Origin of the sequence: Pseudomonas sp. B21-059 (assembly GCF_026016285.1) — a bacterium.
GTDB lineage: Bacteria > Pseudomonadota > Gammaproteobacteria > Pseudomonadales > Pseudomonadaceae > Aquipseudomonas > Aquipseudomonas danubii.
In genome coordinates, this window is record NZ_CP087201.1 from 19932 (window position 1) to 36298 (window position 16367).

The following is a 16367-nucleotide window of genomic DNA, read 5'->3' on the forward strand; positions in this document are numbered from 1 at the left end:
ATCGCAGCCTGCGGCAGCGGCTACACAGTGGTTGATCAGAAGAAGCTCAGGCCGACGTGGAACAGTTTCTCCACGTCGCGAATGTGCTTTTTATCCACAAGGAACAGGATCACGTGGTCGCCGGCTTCGATCACCGTGTCGTCGTGAGCGATCAGCACTTCTTCATCGCGAATGATCGCGCCGATGGTGGTGCCCGGCGGCAAGCCGATGCTCTCGATGGCGCGGCCGATCACCTTGCTCGACTTGGCGTCGCCGTGGGCGATGGCCTCGATGGCTTCCGCCGCGCCACGGCGCAGGGAGTGCACGCTGACGATATCGCCGCGGCGCACGTGGGCCAGCAGGGTGCCGATGGTGGCCAGTTGCGGGCTGATGGCAATGTCGATATCGCCGCCCTGGATCAGGTCGACATAGGCCGGGTTGTTGATGATGGTCATGACCTTCTTCGCCCCCAGGCGCTTGGCCAGCAGCGAGGACATGATGTTGGCCTCGTCGTCGTTGGTCAGGGCCAGGAAGATGTCGGCGTCGGCGATGTTCTCTTCCAGCAGCAGATCGCGGTCCGAGGCGCTGCCCTGCAGCACCACGGTGCTGTCCAGGGTGTCGGACAGGTAGCGGCAGCGGGCCGGGTTCATCTCGATGATCTTCACCTGATAGCGGCTTTCGATGGCCTCGGCCAGGCGCTCGCCGATCTGCCCGCCACCGGCGATGACGATGCGCTTGTAGGACTCTTCCAGGCGGCGCATCTCGCTCATCACCGCGCGGATGTGGGCCTTGGCAGCGATGAAGAACACTTCGTCGTCGGCTTCGATCACCGTATCGCCCTTGGGCATGATCGGCCGGTCGCGGCGGAAGATCGCCGCCACCCGGGTATCGACATTGGGCATGTGCTCGCGCAACTGGCGCAGTTGCTGGCCCACCAGCGGACCGCCGTAATAGGCCTTGACCGCCACCAGTTGTGCCTTGCCTTCGGCGAAGTCGATCACCTGCAGGGCGCCGGGGTGTTCGATCAAACGCTTGATGTAGTTGGTCACCACCTGCTCGGGGCTGATCAGCACGTCCACCGGGATCGCGTCGTTGTCGAACAGCCCGGCGCGGGTCAGGTAGGCGGCTTCGCGCACCCGGGCGATCTTGGTCGGGGTGTGGAACAGGGTGTGGGCGACCTGGCAGGCAACCATGTTGGTTTCGTCGCTGTTGGTCACCGCCACCAGCATGTCGGCGTCGTCGGCGCCGGCCTGGCGCAATACCGTCGGGAACGAGGCGCGGCCCTGCACGGTGCGGATGTCCAGGCGGTCGCCGAGGTCGCGCAGGCGTTCGCCGTCGGTGTCGACCACGGTGATGTCGTTGGCTTCGCTGGCCAGGTGTTCCGCCAGCGTGCCACCCACTTGCCCGGCGCCGAGGATGATGATCTTCATCCAGTCACTCCCTTAAAACCGTTTAGCCGCGAGCTGCGGCGATCTTGATCAGTTTGGCGTAATAGAAGCCGTCGTGGCCGCCCTCTTGCGCCAGCAACTGGCGTCCGTGGGGCTGCTTGAGGCCGGCCGCAGGCTGCCCCAGTTGGCCGCCGATGTCCAACTCACGAGCTCCCGGGGTGCGGGACAGGAAGGCCTCGATCACTTCGGTGTTCTCGGTGGGCAGGGTCGAGCAGGTGGCGTAGAGCAGGATGCCGCCCACTTCCAGGGTCTGCCACAGGGCGTCCAGCAGTTCGCCTTGCAATTGCGCCAGGGCGGCGATGTCTTCGGCTTGGCGAGTGAGTTTGATATCCGGGTGGCGACGAATCACCCCGGTGGCCGAGCAGGGAGCGTCCAGCAGGATGCGCTGGAACGGCTGGCCGTCCCACCAGGCCTGGGTATCCCGGCCGTCGGCGGCAATCAGCTGGGCATCGAGCCCCAGGCGGTCGAGGTTTTCTCGCACTCGCACCAGGCGCTTGGCTTCCAGGTCCACCGCCACCACGCCAGCCAATTGCGGCTGCACTTCGAGGATGTGGCAGGTCTTGCCGCCCGGGGCGCAGCAGGCATCCAGCACCCGCTGCCCCGGGGCCAGTTCCAGCAGATCGGCAGCCAGTTGCGCGGCTTCGTCCTGGACGCTGACCCAGCCTTCGGCAAAGCCCGGCAGGCTGCGCACATCACCGGCTTCGTCGAGGACGATGCCGTCCTGGCTGTAGACGCAGGCCTTGGCCGCAACCCCCGCTTGGCTCAACAGCTTCAGGTAGGCATCCCGGGAGTGATGACGGCGATTGACCCGCAGGATCATCGGCGGGTGAGCGTTGTTGGCGGCGCAGATGGCTTCCCATTGCTCAGGCCAGAAGGCCTTGAGGGACTTCTGCAGCCAGCGTGGGTGGGCGGTGCGCACCACCGGATCATGTTCCAGCTCGGCCAACAGGGCCTCGCTTTCACGCTGGGCGCGGCGCAGCACGGCGTTGAGCAGAGCCTTGGCCCAGGGTTTTTTCAACTTGTCGGCGCAGCCCACGGTTTCGCCGATGGCGGCGTGGGCCGGCACCCGGGTGTAGAGCAACTGATAGAGACCCACCAGCAGCAGCGCCTCGACATCGGCATCGGCGGCCTTGAACGGCTTCTGCAGCAGCTTGGCCGCCAGCGCCGACAACCGCGGCTGCCAGCGTGCTGTGCCGAACGCCAGGTCCTGGGTGAAGCCGCGGTCCCGGACCTCGACCTTGTCCAGCTGGACCGGCAGCGAGCTGTTGAGCGAGGCCTTGCCGTTGAGGACCGCGGTCAGGGCCTTGGCGGCGGCCAGGCGCGGGTTCATTGGGCGTCCGCCGTCTGGCCGAGGACGGTGCCGATGGCGAATTTCTCGCGGCGGCTGTTGAACAGGTCGCTGAAGTTCAGCGCCTTGCCCCCGGGCAGTTGCAGGCGGGTCAGGCACAGCGCCTGTTCACCGCAGGCGACGATCAGGCCGTCCTTGCTGGCGCCGAGGATCTCGCCCGGGGTGCCACGGCCTTCGGCCAGGGTGGCTGCCAGGACTTTCAGGGCTTCGCCATTGAGGGTGCTGTGGCAGATCGGCCAGGGATTGAAGGCCCGGACCAGGCGCTCCAGCTCCACGGCCGGGCGATTCCAGTCGATGCGCGCTTCATCCTTGTTCAGCTTGTGGGCGTAGGTCGCCAGGCTGTCGTCCTGGATTTCGCCTTCCAGGGTGCCGGCGGCCAGGCCTTCGATGGCTTGCAGCACTGCCGGCGGGCCCAGCTCGGCCAGGCGGTCGTGCAGACTGCCGCCGGTGTCCTGGGCGCTGATTGGGGTGCTGACCTTGAGCAGCATCGGCCCGGTGTCCAGGCCGGCTTCCATGCGCATCACGGTCACCCCGCTTTGCGCGTCGCCGGCTTCTACGGCGCGCTGGATCGGCGCGGCACCGCGCCAGCGCGGCAGCAGGGAGGCGTGGCTGTTGATGCAGCCCAGGCGCGGAATATCCAGCACCACTTGAGGCAGGATCAGGCCGTATGCCACTACCACCATCAGGTCCGGCTTGAGCGCCGCCAGTTCGGCCTGGGCCTCGGCATTGCGCAGGGTGGGCGGTTGCAGCACCGGGATCTGGTGCTCCAGGGCCAGCTGTTTGACCGGGCTTGGCATCAGCTTCTGCCCGCGCCCCGCCGGACGGTCCGGCTGGGTGTAGACCGCGACAATCTGGTGAGGGCTGTCGAGCAGGGCCTTGAGGTGTTCGGCGGCGAATTCGGGGGTGCCGGCAAAGACGATGCGCAGTGGCTCAGTCATGGGAATTCTCGATGTTAAACATGCGGAAAAGAAAAAGGCTTGCCGTGGCAAGCCTTTGCAAGACGGTCATCAAGCCTGCTGGCGATGCTGCTTTTCCAGCTTCTTCTTGATCCGGTCACGCTTGAGCGTGGACAGGTAGTCGACGAACAGCTTGCCGTTGAGGTGGTCGCATTCGTGCTGGATGCACACCGCCAGCAAACCTTCGGCGATCAGCTCATAGGGCTGGCCATCGCGGTCCAGGGCCTTGATCTTGACGCGCTGCGGACGGTCGACGTTCTCGTAGAAACCCGGCACCGAAAGGCAGCCTTCCTGATACTGGTCCATCTCGTCGGTCAGGGCTTCGAACTCGGGGTTGATGAATACCCGGGGCTCGCTGCGATCTTCGGACAGGTCCATGACCACGACGCGTTTGTGCACGTTGACCTGGGTCGCCGCCAGACCAATGCCTGGGGCCTCATACATTGTTTCAAACATGTCATCGACCAACTGACGCACTTCGTCGTCCACTACGGCCACGGGTTTGGCGATAGTGCGCAGGCGCGAATCGGGGAATTCGAGGATGTTTAAAATGGCCATAAGCGTAATTGCTACACGTGTGAAGTAAGGGCGGAGTCGGCGTCCTGGCAGGTCCTGGACCTGGGCCGCCGATGCAAAACGTGCTCTGCAAAGGAGCGAGCCGCGCAGGCTCTGGCGTTTTACGCGAACGCACATAATAAAGGGATTCAGCCCCTGAGGAAATGTCTGTTCGCCCTGCTGCTATTGGGCTGGACCGCCATCGGTCGGACCTGCAAGCGGCTGCGTCAGGCTTGATTGGCGTGCTTGCGGTTGGCTGCACGGGTGGTTGGGCAGAGCAAGACCGACCTCGGCAGGGCATCTCCCTGGCGCAGCAGGAAACCTTTCCTCAACAAGTTACCAACAGACTTATCCACAGCTTGTTCCGGCTTTCGCCGGACCGATGACGATCAAGGATGATCCATGTCGCACTCGATCAGTGCCGCCATTTCCCCCGCGGAACTGGAAGCCCGTTTACGTTTGCATGGCCTGCCCGCCCTGGGCGCCATGCGCTTTGGGCGTTTGCTCCAGGCCTTCGGTTCAGCCTCCAAGGCCCTCAGTGCTCCGGCCAGCGCCTGGCACTCCCTGGGTCTGCCGACGGCCTGTACCGATGCCCGGCGCAGTGTCGAAGTTCGGGAAGGCGCCCGCCGCGCACTGGCCTGGATAGACAACCAGGCCCAGCATTTGCTGATGTGGGACCAGCCCAACTATCCCCCGCTGCTGGCGCAACTGGAGGATGCGCCACCGCTGTTGTTCGTGGCCGGCGATCCGTCGATTCTTCAACGGCCGCAGCTGGCGCTGGTGGGCAGCCGTCGGGCTTCGCGTCCGGGACTGGACACGGCCGCGGCGTTTTCCCGGAGTCTGGCCGCCGCCGGATTCGTGATCACCAGCGGCCTGGCCCTGGGGATCGATGGCGCTGCGCACCAGGCGGCCCTGGACGTGGGTGGGCGTACCGTGGGGGTGTTGGGCACGGGCCTGGAAAAATGTTATCCACAGCGGCATCGGGCCTTGGCCAGGGCGATGATCGAGCAGGGCAGCGCAGTGATTTCCGAGTTCCCCCTGGACACTGGCCCACGTCCGGAGCACTTCCCCCGGCGCAACCGGATCATCAGTGGCTTGTCCCTGGGGGTGCTGGTGGTGGAAGCCAGTGTCGCCAGCGGCTCGCTGATCACCGCCCGCCTGGCGGCCGAGCAAGGCCGCGAGGTGTACGCGATCCCCGGTTCGATTCATCACCCCGGTGCCCGGGGGTGTCATCAACTGATCCGTGATGGCGCGGTGCTGGTGGAAAGCGTGCAGCACATCCTGGAAACCCTGAGAGGTTGGCAACACCTGCCACCGCCTGCCGCCGCGCCGCTGGAGGCCAGCGAGCATCCGCTGTTGGCGCTGCTTCAGGCGGCCCCCCACAGCAGCGAGGCCCTGGCGCTTGCTAGCGGCTGGTCCCTGCCCCGGGTGCTGGCGGCACTGACCGAGCTGGAAATCGAGGCGCGGGCCGTCAACGAAAACGGCCGCTGGTTTGCGCGTCTGAGCTAGGTTTTATAGGCAGGATCGGTAAACTGCGCACAGCTTTTATCTGGAGATTCGGCAATGGTCAGCAGTTGGCGTGTGCAGCAAGCCGCACGAGAGATTCGCGCAGGGGCGGTGATTGCCTATCCAACCGAAGCGGTCTGGGGCCTGGGGTGCGATCCGTGGAATGAAGAGGCGGTGGATCGCCTGCTGGCAATCAAGTCACGGTCGGTGGACAAGGGCCTGATCCTGATCGCCGACAACATCCACCAGTTCGACTTCCTCTTCGAGGATTTCCCGGATACCTGGATCGAGCGCATGTCCAGTACCTGGCCGGGTCCCAACACCTGGCTGGTGCCCCATCAGAACCTGCTGCCGGAGTGGGTGACCGGGGTGCATGACACGGTGGCGTTGCGGGTCAGCGACCATCCGCTGGTCCGTGAACTCTGTGCCTTGGTGGGGCCGTTGATTTCCACTTCGGCCAATCCCCAGGGGCGGCCGGCGGCGCGTACGCGGCTGCGCATCGAGCAATATTTCCGTGGACAACTGGACCTGGTGCTCACCGGTAGCCTGGGCGGGCGCAAGAACCCAAGCCTGATTCGGGATCTGGCCACCGGCAAGGTGGTGCGGCCTTCCTGAACCGCTTCGCCGGCAAGCCGTCTCCTATGAACATCCGTAGGAGCCGGCTTGCTGGCGAAAGCGCTTAAGGCAACAACACGGTCGAGCCGGTAGTACGCCGGGCCGACAACTCGATATGGGCCTTGGCCGCGTCCGCCAGAGCGAAGCGCTGGCCAATCTCGATCTTCAGCTTGCCGCTGGCAATCATGCCGAACAGGTCGTCGGCCATGAGCTGCAGGTTCTCGGCATTGTTGGCGTAGCTGGCCAGGGTCGGCCGGGTCACGTACAGCGAGCCCTTGGCCGAGAGAATCCCCAGGTTCACCCCGTCCACCGCTCCCGAGGCATTGCCGAAGCTGACCATCAGCCCGCGCGGTGCCAGGCAATCCAGGGAGGTCAGCCAGGTGTCTTTGCCGACACCGTCATACACCACCGGGCACTTCTTGCCATCCGTCAGTTCCAGCACGCGCTTGGCGACGTCTTCATGGCTGTAGTCGATGGTTTCCCAGGCGCCGAGGGCTTTGGCAATGGCGGCCTTCTCCGGCGAGCTGACGGTACCGATCAGTTTTACCCCAAGGGCCTTGGCCCATTGGCAGGCCAGGGAACCGACGCCCCCCGCTGCGGCGTGAAACAGTACGGTTTCGCCACCCTTGAGTTCATAAGTCTGACGCAGCAGGTACTGCACGGTCAGGCCCTTGAGCATCACCCCGGCGGCCTGCTCGAAGCTGATGGCCTCTGGCAGATGCACCAGATTGGCTTCCGGCAGTACATGCACATCGCTGTAGGCGCCCAGTGGGCCGCTGCCATAGGCCACGCGATCACCTACCTTGAAGCGCGTCACAGCGCTGCCCACCGCTTCCACCACGCCGGCGCCTTCGGCGCCGAGGCCGGACGGCAATGCTGGTGGGGCATACAGGCCGCTGCGGAAATAGGTGTCGATGAAGTTCAGGCCGATGGCCTTGTTGCTGACGCGAACCTGCTGTGGTCCCGGTTCGGCGGGCTGGTAATCCACATACTCGAGTACTTCGGGGCCGCCATGGGCACGGAACTGGATACGTTTGGCCATCTGCACTCTCTCCTTGGTCGTGTCGTGAAAGTGCTCTATCGGACTCCTGTGCTTGACCTTCGTCAACTGCGGAGCGCCCCGACGCGGTGTTATGCTACGCGCCCATTTGCGCGCGTCCCCTGCTCCATCCCTAGCGCCGCGTAGCTTTGCCCGATTCAAGGTGATGCCATGACTACCCGCACCGAGGCCGTAAAAGCCTACCTGCTCGACCTGCAAGACCGCATTTGCGCTGCACTGGAAACCGAAGACGGTGGCGCACGCTTTATCGAGGACGCCTGGACCCGCCCTGCCGGCGGTGGCGGACGCACCCGGGTGATCGGCGACGGTGCAGTGATCGAAAAGGGTGGGGTCAACTTTTCCCATGTGTTCGGCAGCGGCCTGCCACCTTCGGCCAGTGCCCACCGTCCGGAACTGGCCGGCCGGGGTTTCGAGGCCCTGGGCGTGTCCCTGGTGATTCACCCGCACAACCCTCATGTGCCGACGTCCCACGCCAACGTGCGGTTCTTCATCGCCGAGAAGGAAGGTGAAGAGCCGGTCTGGTGGTTCGGTGGCGGTTTCGACCTGACCCCCTACTACGGCAATGAAGAAGACTGCGTGCATTGGCACCGGGTTGCCGAGCGCGCCTGCGCGCCTTTCGGTGCTGACGTCTACCCGCGCTACAAGGCCTGGTGCGACAGCTATTTCCACATCAAGCACCGCAACGAACCGCGGGGCATCGGCGGCCTGTTCTTCGACGACCTCAACGAATGGGACTTCGACACCAGCTTCGCCTTCATGCGCGCCATCGGCGATGCCTACATCGAGGCCTACCTGCCCATCGTCCAGCGCCGCAAGGCTGCCGCCTATACCGAGCAGCAGCGCGAGTTCCAGGAGTTCCGCCGCGGTCGCTACGTCGAGTTCAACCTGGTCTACGACCGTGGCACCCTGTTCGGCCTGCAATCGGGCGGTCGCACCGAGTCGATCCTCATGTCGCTGCCGCCGCAAGTGCGCTGGGGCTACGACTGGAAGGCCGAGCCGGGCAGCGAAGAAGCGCGCCTGACCGAATACTTCCTGCAAGACCGCGACTGGCTGGCCGCCAGCAACTAAACCGCACCCACTGCGCAGGAGCCGGCTTGCCGGCGAAGAGGCCTTCAAGGCGGACGCGGTTCCTGCCAGTGTGTTGAGCAAATGGGATGAGAGATGGATCAGTACGTTGTCTTTGGTAATCCGATCGGCCACAGCAAATCACCCTTGATCCATCGGCTGTTCGCCCAGCAGACCGGCCAGCAACTGGAATACAACACCCTGCTGGCGCCTCTGGACGATTTCGCCGGCGCCGCCCGCGATTTCTTCGCCCAGGGCCGCGGTGCCAACGTCACCGTGCCGTTCAAGGAAGACGCCTATCGCCTGTGCGACAGCCTGACCGAGCGCGCCCAGCGGGCCGGTGCGGTGAACACCCTGAGCAAGCAAGCGGACGGCACTCTGCTGGGAGACAACACCGACGGCGCCGGACTGGTACGCGACCTGACGGTGAACGCCGGGGTCAGTCTCAAGGGCAAGCGCATCCTTTTGCTGGGGGCCGGTGGCGCCGTGCGTGGAGCCTTGGAACCCCTGTTGGCGCAGCGGCCGGCGTCGGTGGTGATTGCCAATCGCACCGTGGAAAAAGCCGAGTTGCTGGCCGAACTGTTCGCCGACCTGGGGCCGGTGTCGGCCAGCGGCTTCGACTGGTTGCAGGAGTCGGTGGACCTGATCATCAATGCCACTTCCGCCAGCCTGTCGGGGGACTTGCCGCCGATTGCCAGCAGCCTGATCGAACCGGGCAAAACGGTGTGCTACGACATGATGTACGCCAAGGAGCCGACGCCGTTCTGCCGTTGGGCCAGTGAACATGGCGCGGCGCTGGTGCTGGATGGTTTGGGCATGCTGGCCGAACAGGCGGCGGAAGCCTTCTACCTGTGGCGCGGCGTGCGCCCGGACAGTGCCCCGGTGCTGGCCGAACTGCGCCGCCAGTTGGCGCAGTAACCCCTCCCCCTCGTAGGAGCTGGCTTGCCAGCGAAGGCGGCCTCAAGACTGGCGCCAGGTCCAAGGGCCTCTTCGCCGGCAAGCCGGCTCCTACGGATGGGGTTCAGTCTTCGAAGCGGATCGGGCAGTGCTCTGGTCCTTCGAGCTTGATCAATTCCTCTTTCACCGTCTGCCGTGCCCGGCGCAGGGTCAGGCTGCGGTCCTGGCGTTTCAGCCGGCGCGCCTCCTGATGCAGCATCTCCACCCCTGAATAATCGATGAAGTTGATCTGCCGGGCGTCGATCACCAGGTTCGGTGCGTGGCAGCGTTGCATGCGCACTTGCAGGTAATGACTGGCGCCAAAGAAGATCGAGCCACCCACCCGCAGGATGTCTGCATCGCCCTCGCTGGAATGCTGCACCCGTGGCTGGGAGGTGCGCTTGAGGTAGAAGAACAGCGACGCCAGGACCCCGGCATAGATCGCCGTCTGCAACTCCAGGAGCAAGGTGGCGATGCAGGTCAGGCTCATCACCAAAAATTCGGCGCGGCTGACTCTGAACAGCGCGCGGATGCCCCGATGATCCACCAGGCCCCAGCAGATCAGCAGGATGCTGCCGGCCATGGCCGGAATCGGGATATGGGCGATCAGCCCGGCGCCGGCCACCGCGAACAGCGCCACCCACAGCGCCGAGAACACCCCGGCCAGGGGCGAGCGGGCACCGGCTTCATAACTCAAGCCCGAGCGGGTGAAGGAGCCGGAGGACAGGTAGCCGGAGAAAAACGCCCCCACCATGTTCGACAAGCCCTGGGCGCGGACTTCCTGGTTGGCGTCGAGCAGCTGTTCCGAACGTGCCGACAGTGAGCGGGCAATCGACAGGCTGGTCACCAGCCCTAGCATCCCCACCGCCACGGCACTGGGCAGCAGCCGCAGGACCAGATCCAGGTCCAGTGGCAACGGGCTCAAGGGCGGTAGCCGGCCCACGAAGGCGCTGACCAATTTGACGTGGCCGAACACCCCCGGCAGCAGCCAGACCACCAGCGCACTGAGGACCAGGCTGAGCAACAGGCTGGGCCAGCGCGGCGCCAACAGCTTCAGGCCGAGGCCGACGATCAGGGTGCCCAGCCCCAGCAACAGCGAAGGCTTGTCCACAGCGTCCAGGTGTTCCAGCAGCGAGGTCAGGCTATTGAGGGCGGTGGCCTGGTTCGGCAGCTCCAGGCCCAGGAGGTTGGGCAATTGCCCCAGGGCGATCACCACCGCGGCACCGAGGGTGAAACCCAGCACCACCGAATGCGAGACGAAGTTCACCAGGGCGCCGAAGCGCAGCAGCCCCAGCAGCCACTGGAAGATCCCCGCCAGCAAGGTCAGCAGCAGGATCAGGGTGATGTAGTCCTCGGATGCCGGCACCGCCAGAGGGCTGACACTGGCATACAGAACAATGGAGATCGCTGCCGTGGGCCCGCAGATCAGGTGCCAGGACGAACCCCAGAGGCAGGCGATCAGCACCGGGACTATGGCCGCGTACAGGCCGTACTCCGGCGGCAGGCCGGCGATCAGCGCATAGGCGATGGATTGCGGCAGGGCGAGAATCGCGCCACTGAGGCCCACCAGCAGATCCCGGCCAACGCTGGCCCGGGTCTGCTGTGGCAGCCAGCCGAGGAAAGGCAGGAGTGAATGGCGGTTGGGCCAGGCCATGGTTCCTCACGGTTGGGTAGATTCAGGGGGGGCCAGGGTAAAGCATTGTCCGGCCTTGGGCATGTGCCGAGGCCGGCCCCTCCTCTCCGAGGAGCCGGCTTGCCGGCGCACCTTGGGCTACAACTTGGCCTTCACCGCCGCCAGGGCCTCTTTGTCATCAATGGTCCGCACCCCTTCCAGCCATTGCTCCAGCACCGCCGGATTGGCCTTGATCCAGGCCTTGGCGGCGTCGGCGTTGCTGACCTTCTTGTTCACCACCTCGGCCATGATGGCGTTCTCCATGTCCTGGGTGAACCGCAGATTGGTAAGGAGCTTGCCGACGTTCGGGCAGGCCTGTGCATAACCCTTGCGCGTCAGGGTGTAGACGCTGCCGCTGGCGCCGAAGTACTTCTCGCCCCCGGTCAGGTAATGCATTTTCAGCTGCACGTTCATCGGGTGCGGGGTCCAGCCGAGGAAGGTCACGAAGCGCTGTTTTTTCGTGGCCCGGGACACTTCGGCGAGCATCGCCTGCTCGCTGGACTCGATCAGCTTCCACTGGCCGAGGCTGAACTCGTTGTTCTTGATGATCTCCTGCAGCGACAGGTTGGCCGGGGCACCGGAGCCGATGCCGTAGATCTTCTTGTCAAACTTGTCGGCGAACTTGCTCAGGTCGGCAAAGTCGTGCACCCCGGCGTCCCACACGTAATCCGGAACTGCCAGGGTGAACTCGGTGCCTTCCAGGTTCTTCGCCAGCTGGATCACCTCGCCATTGGCCACGAACTTGTCGTAGAAGCCCTGCTGCGCCGGCATCCAGTTGCCCAGGAACACATCCACCTGGCCGTCCTTGAGGCCGCCGTAGGTGATCGGCACCGCCAGGGTGTCGATCTTGGCCTTGTAGCCCATGCCGTCCAGTAGAAAGCTGGCGATGGCGTTGGTGGCGGCGATGTCGCTCCAGCCCGGATCGGCCATTTTCACGGTTGCGCACGAGTCGGCCCAGGCGGTTGTGCTGCCCAGAGCCAGGAACCCGACGGCCAGCGCTGTGGATAACTTTTGCATGCTCTTCCCCTTGGATTATTGGTGTTGGCAGGGTTGTGGATAACGCGCCTTGCGCTCCAGATCGTCGAGGTCGATGTGGTTGCGCATGTATTGCGCACTGGCGTCTACCAGCGGCTGGTGATCCCAGCTCTTGCGCGTGCCCCGGCCCAGGGCGTCGGCCACCAGGCGGCGACGGCGCTGGCTGGCCAGGACCTGTTGGTGAAGGGTGGGGATGTCCCACTTGGCCCGGGCTTCGGCGAGGAAGGCGTCGAACAGCGCTCGATGCTCGGCCGACTGGCTGAGGTCGCGGTGTTCCTGAGGGTCGTTGGCTACATCGAAGAGTAGGCAGGGGTCGTCTTCGCTGTAGATGAATTTGTAGGCGCCCCGACGAATCATCATCAGCGGGCTGATGGTGCCTTCGGCCATGTATTCGCCGAAGACCTCATCGTGGCCGCCCTGCCCCAGCAGATGGGGAACCAGCGAGCGGCCGTCCAGGGGCAGGTCCGCCTCCACCCGGCCGCCGGCCAGTTCCACCAGGGTCGGCAGCAGGTCGGCGGTGGAAACTGCCGCGCTGACTCGCCCGGCGGCGAACTGCCCCGGCGCATGGATCAACAGCGGCACCCGGGCGGCCATTTCGAACCAGTGCATTTTGTACCAGAGGCCGCGCTCGCCGAGCATGTCGCCGTGGTCGCCGGAAAACAGGATCAGGGTGTTGTCCGCCAACCCGGTGTCTTCCAGGGTCTGCAGCAGCTTGCCGACGTTGCTGTCGATGTAGCTGCAGGCGCCGAAGTAGGCCCGCCGCGCATCGCGGATCTTATCCACAGGCAGCGGCTTGTCCCACAGGTCGTAGACCTTGAGCAGGCGCTGGGAATGCGGGTCCAGTTCGCTCTGCGGTGGGGTCTGGGGCAGTGGGATTTCGTCGTCGCGGTACAGTTCCCAGAAGGCCTTGGGAATGGTGTAGGGATCGTGGGGATGAGTCATGGACACGGTGAGGCAGAACGGCTGGTCGCCGGCTTCGCGCACATGGTCGAACAGGTACTGCTGGGCCTTGAACACCACCTCTTCATCGAAATCCAGCTGGTTGGTGCGCACGCAGGGCCCGGCCTGCAGCACCGAGGACATGTTGTGGTACCAGCTGGGACGCACCTCGGGCTCATCCCAGTTCACCGCCCAGCCGTAGTCGGCGGGGTAGATGTCGGTGGTCAGGCGCTCTTCATAGCCGTGCAACTGATCCGGGCCGCAGAAGTGCATCTTGCCCGACAGCGCGGTGCGGTAGCCCAGGCGCCGCAGGTAGTGGGCGTAGGTGGGCACGTCGGCGGGAAAGTCCGCAGCGTTGTCGTAGGCGCCGATCCTGCTCGGCAACTGCCCGCTGACCAGGGTAAAGCGCGACGGCGCGCACAGTGGGCTGTTGCAGTAGGCGGCATCGAATACCACGCCCTGGGCAGCCAGGCGGCTCAGGTGCGGCAGCTTGATCGGTGATGAACCGTAGAACGGCAGCAAGGGCGCGGCCATCTGGTCGGCCATGATGAAAAGAATGTTCTTGCGCTTCATGGATTCGCGGCATTCCATAGTCGATGGTTATGCGAAAGTGCTGCGATCGAGCATGTATTCCATGTCTTTGGCGGTAAAGCCCATGCACGGCAATGACTAGGATAAGCACAGCTTATGTATGAAGCCCTTGGCGACCTGTCCCTGGACCTGCTCCGGGTGTTTGAAGCAGCGGCCCGTTTGCGCAGCTTCACCGCCGCGGCGGTGGAACTGGGGACCACCCAGCCGGCCATCAGCCAGCAGATCAAACGGTTGGAGGAGCGGTTGAACGTGCGCCTGTTCGACCGGATCTACCGCGGTATCGAACTGACCGAATCCGGCGCCTTGCTACTGGAACAGGTGCAGGTCGGCTTGCAGAGCATCGATGCCGGCCTCAGTGCTCTGAGCCAGCAGCATCAGCACGAGGTGCTGCAGGTGGCCACGGACTTCGCCTTCGCCGCCTATTGGCTAATGCCGCGCCTGCATCGTTTTCATGAGGCCAATCCCCAGGTGGACGTCAGCCTGGTGACCAGTGAACGCAGCCACAGCATGCTGCGCAGCGATATCGACGTGGCGGTGCTGTTCGGCGACGGGCGTTTCAAGCACGGCGAAAGTCGCTGGCTGTTCAGCGAGGAAGTGTTTCCGGTGTGCAGCCCGCTGCTGCTCAAGGAGCGTCTGGCTCCCCTGCCCGCCCATGCCCTGCTGGAGATGCCGCTGCTGCACCTGCGGGGTGAAAACGCCAGCCACTGGTTCGACTGGAGCGGGGTGTTCCGCGAACTGGGCCTGGCTGGCGCCCCGCCCCCCGGGCAATTGCGTTTCGACAACTACACCCTGCTGATCCAGGCGGCCATCGGCGGTCAGGGCGTGGCCATCGGCTGGCGTCATCTGGTGGACGATTTGCTGGCGCAGGGGCTGTTGTGCCGGCCGATCGCCCAGAGTGCGCTGTCCGGCTACGGCTATTACGTGGTGCTGCCGCCACGCAAGCGCCGTGGCCCATTGATCCAGCGCTTCGTCGACTGGCTGATGGCCGAGCAAGCCGGCAGCGCTCAATCCCTCAATGGGCTGTTGTTGCCGTCCATTGCCTTGTAGGCGGCGCCTTGAACAGGCTCAACAGGGACAGTGCGCCGTTGCCCAGGCACACCAGCGACACCGACACCACCGCCAGGAAGGCCAGGTATTCCCAGCCGCCGCCCGGGCTGGTGTAGATCCAGCCGTGGGCGCCATGGACGAAGACAATCGCCCCCAGCAGCATCGGCAGCAGCCCCAGGGCGATCCAGCGCACGCCGACTCCGAGTATCAGCAACAAGCCCCCCACCAGCTCGGCGCACACCGCCGGGTAGGTCATCCACTCGGGCATGCCGGTGGCGCCGAACAGCTTGAGGGTGCCCGGCCAACCCAGGACCAGGACTTTGAACAGCGCATGGGCGATGTACATGGCGCCCAGGGCCAGGCGCAGGAACAGGGCGGCCCATTGTTCCGGTGCCGAGAGTGGTGATGCGATTGAGCGGGCAGGCATATGACAAGTCCTTGTGTGGTTGGGAATGTTGCCGATTGCTGAGTGTTCAGCGGTTAAACGATGGCCACCGAGGCGCCGGCCAGGAGCAGCACGCCGACGTGGAAGTTGCTGCGAAACAGGTCGTTGCAGGGCTCCGGGTGGTCCGGACTGAACAGGTTGAGCTGGTAGGCCAGGGACAAGGCGATCGGCAGCAGCACGATGAAAAAGCCCGGGTTGGCACCGGCCAGCAGGCCCGCGCCGCACCAGCACAGCACGGTCATGGCGTAGAACCCGGCGATCCAGGTCTTGCCCCGTTCGGCGAACAGCGTCGCGGTGGAGCGCAGGCCCATTTTCAGGTCGTCCTCACGGTCGCTGTAGGCATAGAGCGTGTCGTAGCCCAACTGCCAGAACAGGCAGCCCAGCCACAGCGCCAGCGCACTGGCTTGCAGGCTGCCGGTGGTTTCCACACTGGCCATGAGCACGCCCCAGTTGAACACCGCGCCGAGAAACGCCTGGGGCCAGTGGGTGAAGCGTTTGAACAGCGGGTAGATCAGGGTCAGCGGCACGCAGCCCAGGGCCAGCAGCACCGTCAGTGGTTGCAGCAAGGGCAGTAGTGCGGCCGCCAGCAGCAAGAGTACGACCAGGCAAGCCAGGGCCTGACTCAGGCTCAGTGAACCGTTGGCCAGGGGCCGCCGGCGGGTGCGGTTGACCTGGGCGTCAAAGCGTCGGTCGAGGATGTCATTGATGCAGCAGCCGGCACTGCGCATCAGCAGGGCGCCGAGGGCGAACACCAGCACCGTGCCGACCTGCGGAATACGTCCGGCGCAGAGTATCAACGCGGCCAGGGCCGGCAGCAGGGTCAGCCAGGTGCCGATGGGCCGGTCCAGGCGCATCAGGCGGGCGTAGGCCTGCCAGGAGCGGGGCAGCCGGGTGGCGACCCAATCGTGGGCGCGAATGTCATTGAGGTCGGGGCTTGTGGGCATCTTCGTTCCCTGAACTTGAGCACGGTCTTGATCGCAACTGAGGACGAGGTTTCAAGGGGTCGAAAAACACTCAGGTCAGTTGCTTTCACTGAACTTCGGGCAAGCCGTGGCCGTGATCGCACAGTTTGATTTTCAGTGCCATCTGCTCGCTTGTCGGATGCGCTAAAGTTGCCCGCGCCCGCCCCTTGGGGCAAGGGAACAATCCGCAATAGCCTCCTGCAGGATA

At 64.7% G+C, this 16367-nt stretch carries 15 protein-coding genes; 5 read left to right on the plus strand and 10 right to left on the minus strand.

All coding sequences use genetic code 11. The annotated features are described in order from the left end of the window. Positions 1 to 35: 35 nt before the first annotated feature. From trkA to def, 4 genes are all read right to left on the minus strand, one after another. Positions 36 to 1409, minus strand: a complete 1374-nt coding sequence (gene trkA, locus LOY69_RS00105; RefSeq protein WP_102862439.1) for a Trk system potassium transporter TrkA — start codon at positions 1407 to 1409, stop codon at positions 36 to 38. A 22-nt stretch (positions 1410 to 1431) separates the two neighbouring features. Then, positions 1432 to 2757 carry a 16S rRNA (cytosine(967)-C(5))-methyltransferase RsmB gene (gene rsmB, locus LOY69_RS00110; RefSeq protein ID WP_110594144.1) on the minus strand — a complete coding sequence of 442 codons (1326 nt, stop codon included), beginning with the start codon at positions 2755 to 2757 and terminating at the stop codon, positions 1432 to 1434. After that, positions 2754 to 3713 carry a methionyl-tRNA formyltransferase gene (fmt, locus tag LOY69_RS00115; protein WP_265073974.1) on the minus strand — a complete coding sequence of 320 codons (960 nt, stop codon included), beginning with the start codon at positions 3711 to 3713 and terminating at the stop codon, positions 2754 to 2756. The genes rsmB and fmt overlap by 4 nt, the downstream gene beginning before the upstream one ends. A gap of 69 nt (positions 3714 to 3782) precedes the next feature. Next, positions 3783 to 4289, minus strand: a complete 507-nt coding sequence (def, locus tag LOY69_RS00120; RefSeq protein ID WP_102862442.1) for a peptide deformylase — start codon at positions 4287 to 4289, stop codon at positions 3783 to 3785. 399 nt (positions 4290 to 4688) lie between these two features. Between def and dprA the strand changes: the two genes are divergently transcribed. Next, complete coding sequence (gene dprA / locus LOY69_RS00125; protein ID WP_213664495.1) at positions 4689 to 5795, plus strand: DNA-processing protein DprA; 1107 nt, start codon at positions 4689 to 4691, stop codon at positions 5793 to 5795. 54 nt (positions 5796 to 5849) lie between these two features. Then, entirely contained in the window at positions 5850 to 6407 is a 558-nt protein-coding gene (locus LOY69_RS00130) for an L-threonylcarbamoyladenylate synthase (protein WP_102862444.1), read from the plus strand. A gap of 64 nt (positions 6408 to 6471) precedes the next feature. On the opposite strand, the gene LOY69_RS00135 is transcribed toward LOY69_RS00130, so the two are convergent. Further along, entirely contained in the window at positions 6472 to 7449 is a 978-nt protein-coding gene (locus LOY69_RS00135; RefSeq protein WP_102881414.1) for an NADPH:quinone reductase, read from the minus strand. A gap of 168 nt (positions 7450 to 7617) precedes the next feature. Between LOY69_RS00135 and hemF the strand changes: the two genes are divergently transcribed. Both hemF and aroE read left to right on the plus strand, forming a co-directional pair. Then, positions 7618 to 8535 (plus strand): oxygen-dependent coproporphyrinogen oxidase, encoded by a 918-nt coding sequence (gene hemF / locus LOY69_RS00140; protein ID WP_102881415.1) that lies wholly within the window; start codon positions 7618 to 7620, stop codon positions 8533 to 8535. A 93-nt stretch (positions 8536 to 8628) separates the two neighbouring features. After that, positions 8629 to 9450 carry a shikimate dehydrogenase gene (gene aroE, locus LOY69_RS00145; RefSeq protein ID WP_102881416.1) on the plus strand — a complete coding sequence of 274 codons (822 nt, stop codon included), beginning with the start codon at positions 8629 to 8631 and terminating at the stop codon, positions 9448 to 9450. Between the two features lie 103 nt (positions 9451 to 9553). Here the strand turns inward: aroE and LOY69_RS00150 are convergent, their stop codons facing one another. The 3 genes from LOY69_RS00150 to betC all read right to left on the minus strand — a co-directional run bounded on the left by LOY69_RS00150 (position 9554) and on the right by betC (position 13687). Next, the gene (locus LOY69_RS00150; RefSeq protein WP_265073975.1) at positions 9554 to 11122 is read right to left on the minus strand and encodes a SulP family inorganic anion transporter; all 1569 of its coding nucleotides are present in this window, start codon (positions 11120 to 11122) and stop codon (positions 9554 to 9556) included. Between the two features lie 117 nt (positions 11123 to 11239). Then, positions 11240 to 12157, minus strand: coding sequence for a choline ABC transporter substrate-binding protein (gene choX / locus LOY69_RS00155; RefSeq protein WP_102881418.1), 918 nt, complete (start codon positions 12155 to 12157; stop codon positions 11240 to 11242). Positions 12158 to 12172: 15 nt separating this feature from the next. After that, the gene (gene betC / locus LOY69_RS00160; RefSeq protein WP_265073976.1) at positions 12173 to 13687 is read right to left on the minus strand and encodes a choline-sulfatase; all 1515 of its coding nucleotides are present in this window, start codon (positions 13685 to 13687) and stop codon (positions 12173 to 12175) included. 114 nt (positions 13688 to 13801) lie between these two features. Between betC and LOY69_RS00165 the strand changes: the two genes are divergently transcribed. Continuing rightward, positions 13802 to 14752, plus strand: coding sequence for a choline sulfate utilization transcriptional regulator (locus LOY69_RS00165; RefSeq protein WP_265073977.1), 951 nt, complete (start codon positions 13802 to 13804; stop codon positions 14750 to 14752). Here the strand turns inward: LOY69_RS00165 and LOY69_RS00170 are convergent. After that, the gene (locus tag LOY69_RS00170; protein ID WP_265073978.1) at positions 14718 to 15179 is read right to left on the minus strand and encodes a DoxX family protein; all 462 of its coding nucleotides are present in this window, start codon (positions 15177 to 15179) and stop codon (positions 14718 to 14720) included. The genes LOY69_RS00165 and LOY69_RS00170 overlap by 35 nt on opposite strands. A 53-nt stretch (positions 15180 to 15232) precedes the next feature. Continuing rightward, entirely contained in the window at positions 15233 to 16141 is a 909-nt protein-coding gene (gene ubiA / locus LOY69_RS00175; protein ID WP_265073979.1) for a 4-hydroxybenzoate octaprenyltransferase, read from the minus strand. Between the last annotated feature and the right edge of the window lie 226 nt (positions 16142 to 16367).

Bases quoted from the DNA above. Each gene is read 5' to 3' on its own strand.
- ubiA (WP_265073979.1), bottom strand. From the start codon at position 16,141: ATGCCCACAAGCCCCGACCTCAATGACATTCGCGCCCACGATTGGGTC.
- rsmB (WP_110594144.1), bottom strand. From the start codon at position 2,757: ATGAACCCGCGCCTGGCCGCCGCCAAGGCCCTGACCGCGGTCCTCAAC.
- betC (WP_265073976.1), bottom strand. From the start codon at position 13,687: ATGAAGCGCAAGAACATTCTTTTCATCATGGCCGACCAGATGGCCGCG.
- LOY69_RS00130 (WP_102862444.1), top strand. From the start codon at position 5,850: ATGGTCAGCAGTTGGCGTGTGCAGCAAGCCGCACGAGAGATTCGCGCA.
- dprA (WP_213664495.1), top strand. From the start codon at position 4,689: ATGTCGCACTCGATCAGTGCCGCCATTTCCCCCGCGGAACTGGAAGCC.
- choX (WP_102881418.1), bottom strand. From the start codon at position 12,157: ATGCAAAAGTTATCCACAGCGCTGGCCGTCGGGTTCCTGGCTCTGGGC.
- def (WP_102862442.1), bottom strand. From the start codon at position 4,289: ATGGCCATTTTAAACATCCTCGAATTCCCCGATTCGCGCCTGCGCACT.
- aroE (WP_102881416.1), top strand. From the start codon at position 8,629: ATGGATCAGTACGTTGTCTTTGGTAATCCGATCGGCCACAGCAAATCA.
- LOY69_RS00170 (WP_265073978.1), bottom strand. From the start codon at position 15,179: ATGCCTGCCCGCTCAATCGCATCACCACTCTCGGCACCGGAACAATGG.
- LOY69_RS00135 (WP_102881414.1), bottom strand. From the start codon at position 7,449: ATGGCCAAACGTATCCAGTTCCGTGCCCATGGCGGCCCCGAAGTACTC.
- hemF (WP_102881415.1), top strand. From the start codon at position 7,618: ATGACTACCCGCACCGAGGCCGTAAAAGCCTACCTGCTCGACCTGCAA.
- trkA (WP_102862439.1), bottom strand. From the start codon at position 1,409: ATGAAGATCATCATCCTCGGCGCCGGGCAAGTGGGTGGCACGCTGGCG.
- LOY69_RS00150 (WP_265073975.1), bottom strand. From the start codon at position 11,122: ATGGCCTGGCCCAACCGCCATTCACTCCTGCCTTTCCTCGGCTGGCTG.
- LOY69_RS00165 (WP_265073977.1), top strand. From the start codon at position 13,802: ATGTATGAAGCCCTTGGCGACCTGTCCCTGGACCTGCTCCGGGTGTTT.
- fmt (WP_265073974.1), bottom strand. From the start codon at position 3,713: ATGACTGAGCCACTGCGCATCGTCTTTGCCGGCACCCCCGAATTCGCC.